The organism is Bacillus shivajii (assembly GCF_020519665.1).
In the GTDB taxonomy this organism is placed as follows: domain Bacteria; phylum Bacillota; class Bacilli; order Bacillales; family Salisediminibacteriaceae; genus Bacillus_CA; species Bacillus_CA shivajii.
Genome location: NZ_CP084703.1, coordinates 3,481,544 through 3,495,712 on the forward strand (window position 1 = coordinate 3,481,544; position 14,169 = coordinate 3,495,712).

General features: G+C 38.0%; 10 protein-coding genes. 1 reads left to right on the forward strand and 9 read right to left on the reverse strand.

Going from position 1 to position 14,169, the window contains the following annotated elements; translation table 11 throughout:
- Positions 1–339: 339 nt before the first annotated feature.
- Both LGQ02_RS16780 and acsA read right to left on the reverse strand, forming a co-directional pair.
- Positions 340–1,605, reverse strand: a complete 1,266-nt coding sequence (locus LGQ02_RS16780) for an L-lactate MFS transporter (protein WP_226515483.1) — start codon at positions 1,603–1,605, stop codon at positions 340–342.
- 136 nt (positions 1,606–1,741) lie between these two features.
- Entirely contained in the window at positions 1,742–3,460 is a 1,719-nt protein-coding gene (gene acsA / locus LGQ02_RS16785) for an acetate--CoA ligase (RefSeq protein WP_226515484.1), read from the reverse strand.
- Positions 3,461–3,757: 297 nt separating this feature from the next.
- Between acsA and LGQ02_RS16790 the strand changes: the two genes are divergently transcribed.
- Positions 3,758–4,420 (forward strand): LytTR family DNA-binding domain-containing protein, encoded by a 663-nt coding sequence (locus LGQ02_RS16790; protein ID WP_226515485.1) that lies wholly within the window; start codon positions 3,758–3,760, stop codon positions 4,418–4,420.
- A 97-nt stretch (positions 4,421–4,517) separates the two neighbouring features.
- Here LGQ02_RS16790 and LGQ02_RS16795 read toward each other — a convergent pair whose 3' ends face one another.
- The 7 genes from LGQ02_RS16795 to LGQ02_RS16825 form a co-directional block, all read right to left on the reverse strand.
- Positions 4,518–6,581: an amylo-alpha-1,6-glucosidase gene (locus LGQ02_RS16795; RefSeq protein WP_226515486.1), complete on the reverse strand. Its 2,064-nt coding sequence runs from the start codon at positions 6,579–6,581 to the stop codon at positions 4,518–4,520.
- Positions 6,582–6,613: 32 nt separating this feature from the next.
- Entirely contained in the window at positions 6,614–7,288 is a 675-nt protein-coding gene (gene pgmB, locus LGQ02_RS16800) for a beta-phosphoglucomutase (protein WP_226515487.1), read from the reverse strand.
- An 18-nt stretch (positions 7,289–7,306) separates the two neighbouring features.
- On the reverse strand, positions 7,307–8,479 hold the full coding sequence (locus LGQ02_RS16805; protein ID WP_226515488.1) for an ROK family protein: 1,173 nt from the start codon (positions 8,477–8,479) through the stop codon (positions 7,307–7,309).
- Positions 8,480–8,636: 157 nt separating this feature from the next.
- Positions 8,637–9,641: a LacI family DNA-binding transcriptional regulator gene (locus LGQ02_RS16810; protein ID WP_226515489.1), complete on the reverse strand. Its 1,005-nt coding sequence runs from the start codon at positions 9,639–9,641 to the stop codon at positions 8,637–8,639.
- A 23-nt stretch (positions 9,642–9,664) separates the two neighbouring features.
- The gene (locus LGQ02_RS16815) at positions 9,665–11,935 is read right to left on the reverse strand and encodes a glycoside hydrolase family 65 protein (protein WP_226515490.1); all 2,271 of its coding nucleotides are present in this window, start codon (positions 11,933–11,935) and stop codon (positions 9,665–9,667) included.
- Between the two features lie 78 nt (positions 11,936–12,013).
- A complete protein-coding gene (locus LGQ02_RS16820; protein WP_226515491.1) occupies positions 12,014–13,348 on the reverse strand; it encodes a sulfatase family protein in 1,335 nt (444 codons plus the stop codon).
- A gap of 88 nt (positions 13,349–13,436) precedes the next feature.
- Positions 13,437–14,126, reverse strand: coding sequence for a YesL family protein (locus LGQ02_RS16825; protein ID WP_226515492.1), 690 nt, complete (start codon positions 14,124–14,126; stop codon positions 13,437–13,439).
- Positions 14,127–14,169 lie beyond the last annotated feature (43 nt).

Consider the following 14,169-nt stretch of genomic DNA (forward strand, 5'->3'; position numbering starts at 1 on the left):
TTGCTTCTTCCTCTTCTAGCTTTTGCTACGTAGCTGGATGCGTCGGCGCAGCTCTCAGCGGTTCGACGAAGCTTTGTTTGTTGCTTCGCTTTCACCTCTAGGTACAAGTGCGACATTTGCTCATCCTTCACTTCGTTCGAATTTACGATGTCTTCTTTGCTGCGGGCACAGCACGGCCTTCCCAAAACTCATTACACTTTTTTTCATGAGACTTGGTACAAATATCATTAGTATGGATATTTACTTTTTAAGTTCAACCAATCTAAACGCACGAAAAAACAACGCCCTCTCACTGAAATGAGAGTTGCGTTGTTTGAACTGTAACTTTCCGTATTTATATTATGCCGTTTCTTGTTGTTGCTGTTTTTCTTTTTCATGTTCAATTTTTTTAATATCAAGCTGAAGGAATACGGAAACAAAAGCGGCTAATAAAATTAATGCTGTAAATACATAAAAGACCGGGATATAGCTTTGTGTCATTTCTCTAATTTGCGTTACTAAAAGTGGTCCAAAAATCCCACCTAATGACCATGTTGTTAAGAGATAACCATGAATGGCTCCAAGTTGTTTTGTGCCGAACAAATCGCCAATGAAAGCAGGGAGGTTCGAAAATCCACCACCATAACAACTAACAACAATAAACACGAGGACTTGGAACAACAAGACATTGGTGATATTTGGCATTGTTAAAAAGGCAATGAATTGCAGAACGAAAAACGTCATAAAAACAGCCGGCCTGCCAATATAATCAGAGATCGCTGCCCAACCAAGTCTGCCTCCACCGTTAAAGATCCCCATAATTCCTACCATTGCTGCCGCCCCAGCTGCTGATAATCCAACAACTTCTTGTGCCATCGGAGAAGCTACTGAGATCATCATAATTCCAGCAGTAACGTTAATGAGCATCATGCTCCATAACATCCAAAAACGTCTCGTTCTCACAGCTTCTTTTGCTGTTAATTGGGACAAATCTTTTTTAACGACTTTTTTACCAGTCGCAATATCTTTTCTCATCCCTTCTGGCATCCAGCCTTCAGGAGGTGGTGCAATGTATGATGCACCAAGAACCATAAGAATAAAATAACTTACCCCTAAAATATAGAAAGTAACTGAAATGCTTATCGCTTCCATGAGGCTTGCTGCAACAGGAGCAGTAATAAGAGCTCCTGTACCAAATCCTAATACAGCCATCCCCGTTGCTAAGCCTCTACGGTCAGGAAACCATTTAACAAGAGTTGAGACTGGTGAAATATAACCGAGACCCATACCTAACCCACTTGCTAAACCATACGTGAGAATAAATAGAAGAAGAGAGTCAATAGCAACGGCGACACCCGCTCCAGCTTGCCCTAACCCGAAAAGAATAGCAGCAAGAATAGCAGATTTCTTTGGACCGTGTTTTTCTACGAATGGTCCAAAAAAGGCAGCTGCAAACCCTGCGAGCGCCATCATTATTGTAAACGAAAGTGTGATTCCAGTCGTTGACCAGCCCATCGTATCATGAATAGGATTTGTATAGACACTATACGCATAAGCGGCACCAATAGATAGATGGATGGCAATCGCTGATAAAGCAATGAGCCACCGGTTTTTCGTATTTTTCATCTTATTTCCTCCCTCGTCCATTTTTCTAAATTCCCGAAACGTTGACGGCACCTTCGCTCCTCACATAGGAAACAATTGTTAAATAACACATTTTATCAACACTGAACTTTAACAGCGCCTAAAAGAAAAATGTGCTTTATTTTTCCATTGTCGATAAATCACCAGTCGGAAGGTCGAGTTCCCAAGCTTTTAATACACGTCTCATGATCTTTCCACTTCTCGTTTTCGGCAACCCTTCTTTTTTAAATTCAATCTCTCTAGGAGCAGCATGTGCGGCTAACCCTTTTTTAACAAACGTGCGTATTTCTTCCTTCAATTCCTCACTCGCTTCATAGCCATCCCTGAGTGAAATAAAAGCTTTAATTATTTCTCCACGAACGTCATCTGGCTTTCCGATAACTCCTGCTTCTGCAACAGCAGGGTGCTCTACAAGCTTACTTTCAATCTCAAATGGTCCAACACGTTCACCAGCTGTCATAATGACATCATCGACACGCCCCTGGAACCAGAAGTACCCGTCTTCATCCATATAAGCTGAATCTCCAGATACATACCAGTCTCCCTTAAGAAAATACGATTCATATTTTTCGGGACGGTTCCAAATTGCCCGCATCATTGATGGCCATCCTTTTTTAATCGCAAGGTTCCCCATTCGATTTGGAGGGAGCTCATTTCCTTGGTCGTCAACAATTGCAGCTTTCACCCCTGGAATTGGCTTTCCCATCGATCCTGGCTTAATATCCATTGATGGATAATTACAAATAAGCTGAGCACCTGTTTCTGTCATCCACCAAGTATCATGAATTCTTAAGTCCATGACCTCCATTCCCCATCTGACAACTTCTGGATTTAACGGCTCTCCGACACTCATTACATGTCGTAAAGAAGAAAGGTTGTATTTCTTAAGAACTTTCTCTCCAGCCCCCATTAACATTCGGAAGGCTGTTGGCGCACTATACCATACCGACACTTCATAATCTTCAATTGTTTGATACCAATCATCAGGACTAAAGCGTCCTCCCCTAATCACATTAGATGCTCCGACAAGCCACGGTGCAAAGATTCCATACGAAGTACCCGTTACCCATCCTGGGTCTGCTGTACACCAGTAAACATCATCTTCTTTTAAATCTAACACCCATTTAGCCGTTTGATAATGTTGAATCATCGCATTATGAACATGTAAAACCCCTTTTGGTTTTCCAGTGGAACCAGATGTATAATGAAGAATCATTCCATCCTCTCGATCGACCCATTCAATATCTAGGGTTTTACTTGCCTTATCAAAATGTTGATAGAAATCAACGATTTTCCCTTCTTCTTTCACATCCTTACCTACTAATACGACTTTCTCTAGTTTTGGTAGTTCATTAAATGGAACTCGCTCAAGTAATTCAGGGGTCGTGACAATCACTTTTGCCTCACTATCTTCTAAACGATCCTTTACTGCCCCTTCCATAAATGCTTCAAACAATGGACCAACGATCCCACCGAGTTTAATCGTTCCAAGTAAGATGAAATAGAGTTCTGGAGAACGAGGCATAAAAATAAAGACACGATCTCCTTTAGTTACGCCAATATCTTTTAACACATTCCCTGCTTTATTAGATAAATCTCTCATTTCTTCAAATGTATAGTCTTCTTTTCTACTTTGGTCAGAATAATATAATGCTACGTGATCCGCTTTATCGGAATTTGCATGACGGTCAATTGCTTCATAAGCCATGTTTACAAGCCCCGTCTTATGCCAAGAAAACTGTTGTTCTGCTTGTGACCAATCATAGGAATTGTAAACATCATCGTAACTTCCTAAATTGTACGTTTCGTTTTTTGCTGAAAGTGTGTTTACTACCATTTAAATATCCTCCTTGTTTTAAACCATTTTTTTGCAATGCAACTAATCGTTAAAACATTCCCCTAGAGTTCTCCTCAAACTAAAGCGCTTACATTTCAACTTTTGATGAACCATCATCAAATCATTTGAAATATAAATATCCGAATATATTAAATTTTCGATATATTGTAACATTTTAAAAGAGGAACATGAATTTGTGACAAAAAATTGACAGAACATTATATTTGCCGATAAAATGAAAATGAATAAGATTAATCAGAAAATTCGAAACTATTATAGGAGAAGGATGAGGGAATCTTGAAAAATAATGTTGTTCATCAGTTTTCTACATTCATAGAAGATTGGGTTCCAAAAGAGGCTTCCATTGCGATTGCAGGTGGAGATAAGTATATCTCCTATCTTCCTGGTAGGCATGACATCCAAATTAATCAAGGACAACCTATTCCTTCTGGAAGTATTACTGAGCGTGTGTATAATCAAAAACGAAAAGTCGAATCTTTAGTGGATAAATCAGTGTTTGGTATTCCGTACTATGGTGTTGGCTATCCACTCGAAGATAATGACTCAGGGTTTAAAGGGGCACTAACCGTCATTTTGCCACCAGAATATTCATTCCAGAAGCCAACAACTCTTTCCTTCGTTGTTGGGAGAATGGACGAAATCTGGATTCCAATATCGATCGAGCAGATTATTTACATCGAAAGTCATCAGAAAAAAACGCTTATTTATACTGAGGATGGTTGTTACCAGTCAAAGTACCCGTTAAAAACTCTTGAACAGCAATTACCAGACACATTTATTCGAATCCACCGTTCTTTTATCGTAAATATTTCTTTTATTAAACAGTTCTCTCGAGATATCTCATCAAACTTAGAAGTAACATTGAAAGATGGAGAAGGAACGAAACTGACGATTAGTCAAAGCTATGTACAGAGGGTACGAAGGATTTTAGGATTTTAACATGGTTATCTTATATTGAAAGAGGATGACTCAAAAGAAAAGTGCCAGGCACCTCCATAACAAGGAGAGAGCCAAGCACTTACGAGTCATCCTCTTATTAACGAATTATTTCATAACCTGTACTATTTTCTATCACTTCAAACGTAACCGAGTCATCTGAATTTCTTTGAACCTTCAATGATAGCTTGCCAAAACCAACTTTCATGTCTTCGATTGTCCATTCATTCATGGAATCTAACAAATTCGGTTTAACTTCAATAGTTTTATTTAACGCATTCGGCTTCACTCCAGCTATCATTTGGACATACAAAATAGCCGTTGCCGCCGCCCAGGCTTGTGGAGAGCACGTAGTTAAATAAGGGACTAACAAATCCTCTTCTCCTCTGTCGTGCCCACAATATAATTCTGGAAGACGCTGATCTTCAAAATGCAGTGAAGCTTCTAATAGTTGCGTCATTAATTGACGTGATGCACTGTTGAAATGATGCTTTTGTAATCCGATAAGAATCATCCCGTTATCGTGAGGCCAAACACTTCCATTATGATAACTCATTGGATAGTATCCTTTTTCACTAGAACTCATCGTTCGAACACCGTAACCGCTGTTTAACTGACTACCGAATAAACGATGAACAATTTCATCTTTATGATCGACATCTGCAAAAAGAAGATGTCCAGTGTTCGATGAGACCGACCCTACTTGGCCATTATCTCCATCTAATGCCATCGCATAATAGCCCTCGTCTTCCATCCAGAAGTAATTCTCAATTTCTGAAAGTAAGGAAGTCGCCTCTTCTGCTAATACTTCCCCTTCATTAGAGTAGCCTAGTTCAGCATATACGGCACTTAACCCTTTTTTCGCTGCATACACATAGCCTTGCACTTCAATTAAAGCAATGGGCGACTCTGCGTAGCTACCATCTTTATGGACCATGGAATTGGATGAGTCTTTCCAACCTTGGTTTGGAATTCCCTTTTCTGCATTTCTCTTATATTGAACGAATGGATTATCCAAGGATTTTTCTTTACTACGAACCCACTCTAATGCCATATCTAGGTGAGGTTTTATTTCCTTGATGAAGTTATCATCCTTCGTCCAATGGTAATATTCTGTTGCTAAAACTAAAAATAAAGATGTTGCATCAACGGTCCCGTAATATGGCGTAAATGGTGTCTGCCCAGTGTTTGACAGCTCTCCAAAACGTAGTTCATGCATGATTTTACCTGGTTCTTCATCTTTTTCAGGGTTATTTTCTTTCCCTTGATAAGCAGCCAACGTTTTTAGTGTATTTTTAGCTATTTCTGGTTTCACAGACAGCATAAATAATGCCGTAATAATACTGTCTCTACCGAAAGGAACAGCATACCATGGAATTCCTGCAACTGTCGTGTCACCATAACCAATATCAACTAAAAGCATTTGTAAGTCATCGACAGCTTGTCCATACATGTCCATGAATTGCTGATCATCAGTTACAACAGTCGGTAAGGATGCATACCAACCTTCGTACTTCTTTGTTAAGTTATTTCTCGCAATTTCATAAGTTTCCGTTTCTACTACTTCATTATCACCGAATAGTGGCGTGACCTTTACGACCACTTCAACAGATTCTTTAGCTTGCAAGTTAACATCAAATTGAACACAATTTCCATTAACAGACGACGGTAACTGCGTATCCCAAGAAACCTTCGTTTTTCTTAATAGGTCGTCTTTACCTTTGTACGAGAATACAAGACTGTTTCCTTCTTGATTAGTGCCAGTTAGTTCACCAACATTCCCGCCGCGGAAACCCCGGACAAGAAACATATCTTTAAAATCAGCCTGAAATTGAATGACTGATTCAAACTGATATTCTGTCGGAAAGTAGTTCGTAAACGTCATTTTTTCATAAAAGACACCATTAGAAATGAGAGGCTCTCTTACAATTTCGATAGCACCTTGATCATGTACTTCATACATATAACGAAATGACGTTAAATGATTTGCTTGCGGTTGTTTCGATAGTAGCGCCGGTTTTTCACCATTAATCATTAACCTATTTTCACTTAAAAACCTCGTATCTTTTGTATATAAGCCAACACCATCTTCTGATGGGTCAACTTCACCATTTATGTTTGCTACTAAAAATAAATCTTGGTCTCTTAAAACAAAGTTGTCCATTGTGCCCTCCTATGTGCCTTTCATCCTACGATTTATGACTCGGCATTAAATGCGGATTTTATCTTTTCTAATGATAAATTTTTTGTTTCAGGAAAAATGATATTTGCTTTGTGGAGGATCGGTTCGGACCCAACTCCAACGGCAAACATCGATGCATCCTTAATTGCTGTGACACCCGCTTCAGCATCTTCAACTCCTACACAAGTCTCGTAAGGAACATCAAAATGGTCAGCCGCTGTTAAAAATGTTTCTGGATGAGGTTTTCCTTGCTTTACTTTGCCGGCATCAACAATATAATCGAAGTAACGATTTAGCTGTAATTGCTCTAAAATAAAAGGAGCATTTTTACTTGCAGAACCTAGCGCGATTTGAATTCCACTAGCTTTAATATCTTCTAGTAAATCTACAATCCCAGGTAAAATATCATTAGGTGTTACTTTGGCAATCAATGTTTTATAATGATCGTTCTTCTTATCAGCTAGCTCGATGATTTCTTGTTCAGTAAACTCATTCTCTTTTCCACCGTGCTTTAAAATACGCTGTAAAGATTCAATCCTCGAAACGCCTTTTAACTGTTCATTAAATTCCTCATCGATTTCAATGCCGATATCTTTTGCAAGTTCACTCCATGCATTGAAATGGTATTCTGCAGTATCTGTAATAACGCCATCAAGATCAAAAATAAAAGCGTTGATTTGGTTAGACATGTTCATTCCTCATTTCTTTTAACTAAACTTCACGAGACGATAAAGCACCTCAATGCCAGCCCCAACAGCCGTTGCTCGGTCACCAAGGTCCCCCCTTTTTATCATTAATGACTTTTCTTTCTGGTATCTCGATTGTTCAATTGTTTCTTTCACTTTTTCAAAGTAACTGTCACACTCATAAATAAGCTTCCCGTGCAAAATGACCGCATCCGGATGTAAAATATTTACCATATTAGCTACACCATGTCCGTAATATTCTGCAGCGCGATGAACAATTCTTCGTATCTCTCCATTGCCACTATTGACTTTAGGAACGAGGTCATCTGCATCGTTAACATTCATCCCTGGAAATACTTGGTGAACTTCATCGATCATTGCACTGAACGATGAATATGCCATTAAACAACCACGGTTGCCGCAGACACATAATTTCCCGTTTTTTTCGATCATCATATGTCCCCAAGCACTTGCATCACCAGGATTGATATTACTTGATATTCCATTTTCGATCTTCGCGCCTCTTATTCCATAACCACTGATCATATATAATAATTTCTCATTATGGTAAGAGCCTAAGTGGTATTCAGCAAGTCCAGCTGTGTCTACACCATTAGATAAGTAAGTAGGGATTTTTAATGCGTCAAATAACAACGAAGAAATCTCTACATTTTCCCATCCATTTGCTTGAAAGCTTTCTGGAGAAAGAATTACTCCTTTTTCGCGATCAATAGGCCCGACCGATCCAATGCCCATCCCGATGATTAATTCTTGGTTACCGATATATTGATTTTTAAATTTCTCAATTTGTTCAATGATCTGTCCGATTGTTTTTGTAGGTGTATACGTTTTATCTAGCTTAAAGGTAGCTTCTGCTAAAACATTAAAGTTCGCATTTAACAAAACAGTTGTTACATGTGTCCTTGAAAGGTCCACACCAAAGTAATATCCAGCAGTAGGTGAAACACGATATAACATCGGCGGTCGTCCCCCGCTTGCTGTTCCTTGACCGGACATGAAGATTAGTTGCTCTTGCTCTAAAGAATCCAACATTCTTGAAAGTGTCGATTGAGGAACATTAAAATGCTTTTTTAACTCATTCTTCGACGTTTCTCCATGCGTTTGGATATAAAAGTATATTTGCTTTTTTAATTTGTTTTTTATTTGAACATCTTCTAGAAAGTGTTTTAGCATGTGATTCACCTGCTCTTGGATATTAACTTCAACTGCTATTTATTTACTCACTTACAATAGTTATATCTTTTCATATACGCCCTTTTTAAAAAAGCGCATTTACTTTCGAAGAAAGAACAGCCCCGATTCTACCAGGGCTTAGTTCTATAAAATCTATTTAAACATTGAGCGTTCTCACAGATTCCCTTTCTATAATTTCATGCGGTAAGTAACTTTTTGTATCCTTCAATTTCATTCCATTCAAAATCGTATTAAGTTTAACAACAGCTTGATCACCAATATCATACATTGGTTGTGCGACCGTCGTTAGCTTCGGAATGAACATCCGGCCTACTTTCGTATTATCAAAGCCTAAAACTGAAATTTGCTCTGGAACTTTAATGCCTCTTTCATGCAAGTACGTAATTGCACCTACTGCCATCTCATCACTTGCTGTAAAAACAGCAGTTATTTGGGGATGTTTTTTATAAAAGCGCTCCATCGCTTCATAGCCATCTTCAAATCGGAAATCACCAAATTCAATCGCATCGCTCGGTAACTTCTCTTCATTTAACCTTTTACGAAACCCTTGGTGCCTTGTATATCCCGCTATAGGATCATCTAACGGGCCACTAATCATCCCAATCAATCGATGATTTTTGCTGATCAAATATGACGCTGCATCATAGCCTGCTCGTACATCGTTTATTCTCACGGTTGGAATATCGTGCATCTGACTTTCTGTAGATGCTAAAACAATAGGTAGATTCGCAGTTTTACAAAAATCATAATAAGCGTCGGTTAGCGCTTCACTCGTTATAATTACACCATCAGCTTGTTTTTCTTTTAAGGCTTTTAAATAGTTTAATGCTCGCTCTTCATTTCGATCGGTATTACATAACATTAAATTGAGATCTAATCGATTAGCCGCATTCTCCATGCCTAAAATAACTTCTGACACATAGGAATTGGAGATATCAGGAATCAGTGCACCGATTGTTTGTGTCTTTTTATAGATTAATCCTCTTGCCAATGCATTCGGTGAATAATTTAATTCCTGAATAGCAGCTTGAACTTTTTTTCGTTTCTCTTCTTTAACAGAGTCAGGTGAATTCATTACTCGTGAAACTGTACTTACCGAAACACCAGCCCTTTTGGCTACATCTTTAATTGTTGGGGTCATATCGATCACTTCTTCACGTTATATTATTTATAAATAGCTTTGGCTCCATTCAAAACGAGCTTTTCTCCACGGTGGAAAAGTTCTAGCTCTTCCCCTTCTTCAAGAGAATAAGTGACACCACCTTGAGACATTTCGATTTTAAGCAGCGACCCTCGGAAGACAAGTTTGAATGATAATTTCTCCCATTTTTCAGGTAGCTGAGGTTTTAAATGTAGTTCGCCGTTTTTAATGCGTAGTCCTGCAAAACCATAAACGATAGCAAGCCATGTTCCACCCATGTTTGCCATATGCAGGCCGTCTTTCGTGTTTTTATGAATATTATCGATATCTAATCGTGCCGTTTTATTAAAATAGTCATATGCCTTTTCTTGATAACCAAACTTTGATGCCATGACACTGAATACGCAATAAGAAAGAGAGGAATCGTGTGTTGTCACTTTCTCATAGTAGTCGTAAGAACGTTTCATCACATCAATGTCTTCAATATCATCTAACAAGAAATGTGCTAAAACCGTATCTGCCTGCTTACAAACTTGATATCGATATAATGTTAATGGATGATAATTTAATAATAATGGGAACTGTTCTTCTGGCGTATTATCTAAATCCCATTTCTTCTTTTGAAGGAACGTATCATCTTGGGCATTGATTTTAAGTTCTTTATCATATGGCAAATACATCTTCTCAGCTGCTTCTTGCCACTCAGTCACTTCTTCAGGGCTAAGTGCAGTTTTTTCTAGAACTTTTTCATAGAAGGCTTGATCTTCTTGAAAAGCCGCATATGCTTTTACAGCCCACTCTAAATTATATTTTGCCATTGCATTCGTATAATAGTTATTGTTTACAATACAAGTATACTCGTCTGGACCTGTTACGTCATCAATGCGGAACTTCCCTTCATGGAAGTGCCCCGTATCCATCCATAAACGTGCCGTCTCAAATAGCAGTTCTGCACTGTAATTTTTAAAGAAATCATCATCTTTTGTCACTTGATAATATTGAATAAAGCTGTAAGCAATATCTGCGCTAATATGATATTGTGCAGTACCAGCTGGGAAGAATGCCGAGCTTTCTCCTCCATTAATCGTTCGCCATGGGAATAACGCCCCTTTTGTATGACCTACTTCTTTCGCACGCTCTTTTGCAGATTCTAAAATCCCGTAACGGTTTAGCAATAAGTTTTTCGCAATCTTTGGATTTGTCATGAGGAACACTGGGAACATATAAATTTCTGTATCCCAGAAATAATGTCCTTCATATCCTTCACCAGACAAGCCCTTTGCTGCAATATTACTCTTTTCGTCTTTTCCTACGGATTGTAATAGGTGGTATAAATTAAAACGGATTCCTTCTTGAAGCTCTTTGTCACCTTCAATTTCAATATCAGAAATTTTCCAGAACTGATCAAGATATTCGCTTTGCTTATCAAGGAGTTGGTCAAAGTTTGATACAAATACTTCATCAAGCAGCTCATTACCTGCTTCTACAAGGCTTTCTCCATGTCTAATGGTATCTGTGAAAATCGTAAACTTTTGAAACTCTATAGGTTCACTTGTTTCAAAGCTGTACGTTTCTGTAATTCCTGCTTCTTGACTTTCTTGAATATCATGTTCAAATGAACTGCCAGTTACGTTCGTTTTCGAAGCAGCTGCGACTTTATACTTTGTTTCGTACGTTTCATCAACGACATTTGAACGGCCATTTTCGAATACTGAATTGAGTACATTTAAACGTTTTGCATGACCAGATGCAATTCGTGGATCATTCTTGTCAACATAGTTCGTCACGTTACCGTTTACATTTGAAACAATTTGAATGTCCATTTTCTTATTCATTGGCTCAACTGTTACATGTAAGGCAAATAACTCTTTCGTCACAAAGGAGACGATTCTTTTAAATGTAACTTTCACTTCATCACTTTTGTTAGAACGCCAATGAACAGACCTCTCAACATAACCTTTGTCGAAAAAGAGTACTCGTTTATAATCTAGAACTTCTCCATCAAACAATGAAAATTGTTCACCATTGATCATAATTTTCACTGTTTGTGCATCAATTATGTTTAATAGTTTTTCTTGTTGATCAGGAAACCCGTGTAACTTTTCTCCATATTCGATATCTGTCCGATCGTGAAAGGCATTAATGTATGTGCCTCGAATAGATTTCAAATCTTCAGTATATCCTTCTTCAAAGTTTCCTCTCACACCTAAATAACCGTTTCCTAAAAAGAATAATGTTTCTTTTAGCGTTAGGTCGTTTTCCTTTATCTCTGTATCCTTAATACTCCAAACCATCTGCCAACACCTCTTATCGTGAATTTACGTCTTAAAAAAGAACTGTTCCACGTTAACTTGAAACAGTTCTTTTCTCCTTTACTTCTTGCTGTTATAAGCACGCCCAGCTTTAATTTCCTCGTCCCACTCAGGCGCAACTTGACCTTCGATCGGTCCTTTCAATAAAGGGTCATCTGTTTCTTCCATCCAATTGATAACTTCTTGTCGCAATTTTTCTAACACATCTTTGTATTCTGGCTGATCTGCGACATTTACTTCTTCAATAGGATCTTTTTCTAGATCATATAATTCTTCTTCTGTATTCGGAACATAATACTTATCTCTGACTATTTCTCCAGAAGGACTTGCATGTAAGTCATGAGGTAAATAGACAGCCGGGCCTTCTTCAAAATTACGAATATATTTATATTTGTTCGTCCGAACGCCTCGCATAGGGTGATACTTATCATGCCATGTTAATTCACAAAAGAAATTTTCACGCTCAACATACTCTTCCTTCTCTTGCAAGAGTGGATAGAAACTGCGTCCATCAATATCTTCTGGTGCCTCGCCACCAACCATTTCAAGTAATGTAGGCATTAAGTCGACATTACATAATAGTTCAGTAGCTACTCCTCTTTTTGTAGCTTCATGGCCTTTCGGGAACTTCATTATCAATGCCGTTTCAAGGCCGGAATCCTTTAATGTCCCTTTTGCTCTTGGGAAGGCAATACCGTGATCAGTCGTAAACACGACAATCGTATCTTCTTGTAATCCGTAATGTTCAATTGCATCAGTAATACGTTTAATCGCTTTATCCATTTCTTTTACAGACCCCTGGAATCGTGCAATATCTCCGCGTACTTCAGGAGTGTCTGGTAAATACGGTGGGATATCAACATATTCATCTTCATCTGGTTCAAACGCGTCAAAAGGTCGGTGTGTCTCTTCAAAGCCTAAAGAAAGGAATAATGGTTTTTCATCCCTTTTTTCATCTAATTCATTCTCTAAAAAATCAATAAACTTATCTGTTACTTCTTTAGCTGGGTTCCCCGGCACTTTATAATGATGCTCGTAGCCCAAACGATAGGCATCGAGTTCCCCTTCCATCGCTTCATGGAAGAAACCAAATAGATGAGTTTCATAACCTAACTTACTTAGTTCTCCAGGTAATGTATTATTGTCTTCTGTCATGCTAAACCCAAGGTGGCCAAGACCCATCATTCCGTGATTATGACTATATTTTCCTGTTAAAATACTACCACGACTTGGACTACATTGCGGTTGGGAGCAGAAGTATTGATCAAACCTTACTCCCTCCTCTGCAAGTTCATCAACTGCAGGTGTTTGAACTTTCTTTCCGTAACACCCTAAATGTGTGCCAGTATCATGAGTAATGATATAAACGATATTTGGCTGCTTCTTATTTGCCATCCAACTCTCCCCTTTTGCAAATCAATTAAATCATATGTGAACGAATCTAAATTGATCGTAACTTTCAAACTTATTTTTTTAGAAGTGATTATTGTTCTGCCTTTTCTTTAACTTTTAATGTGAAGCGATAAAAAAAGTAAAACGTTACAACTGCACTAACAGACATTGTAAAGAATACGACGACAAACCAAAACCTCATGCTCATGTAAGCAATTAATAAATGTGAAAATAAAATCATTAATGTTAATAACGGGCTACCGAGTGTAACAAAAAAGGCATTTTTCAATTGCGCTTTCTTTCCCATATCGTAATGTACATGAATAGAGAAGAAAATCATCGTATAAACAAAAAGTAAAATACCGATTATTGTAAAGATAACTGTAAATATTTCGTGTTGTTGATTAAAGTAGTATAGGTCAACTACCCAAACGGCCCACAAAGTTGTTAAAACGAAACCTACTTTAAATGCACCTTTATAATTAACCTTAAAGTTTTTCCAAAATGATTTCCAAAGTGAAACTTGTTCTTTTTTCATTACCCAATTTCTTGCAATAGCGAACACTGCAATCGTACTTGGATAAAAGAGCAGAAGTAGAGAAAGGATTAAGGGAATCCCGAACATAACCATAGCGCTAATACTTGGGCTTATAATCATAAAGAAAACAATCACAAGAATCGGTAAGTTCACAATAAACCATAAAAGGTTTACAATGCTAAGCTTCATAATCCAATCTGCTATAATATGAATTCCACCCATAAAGCCAGATCTAGGTTGCATATCCTTTCCCCCAATTAAGTCTTTCGTTCATTATTTTTATACT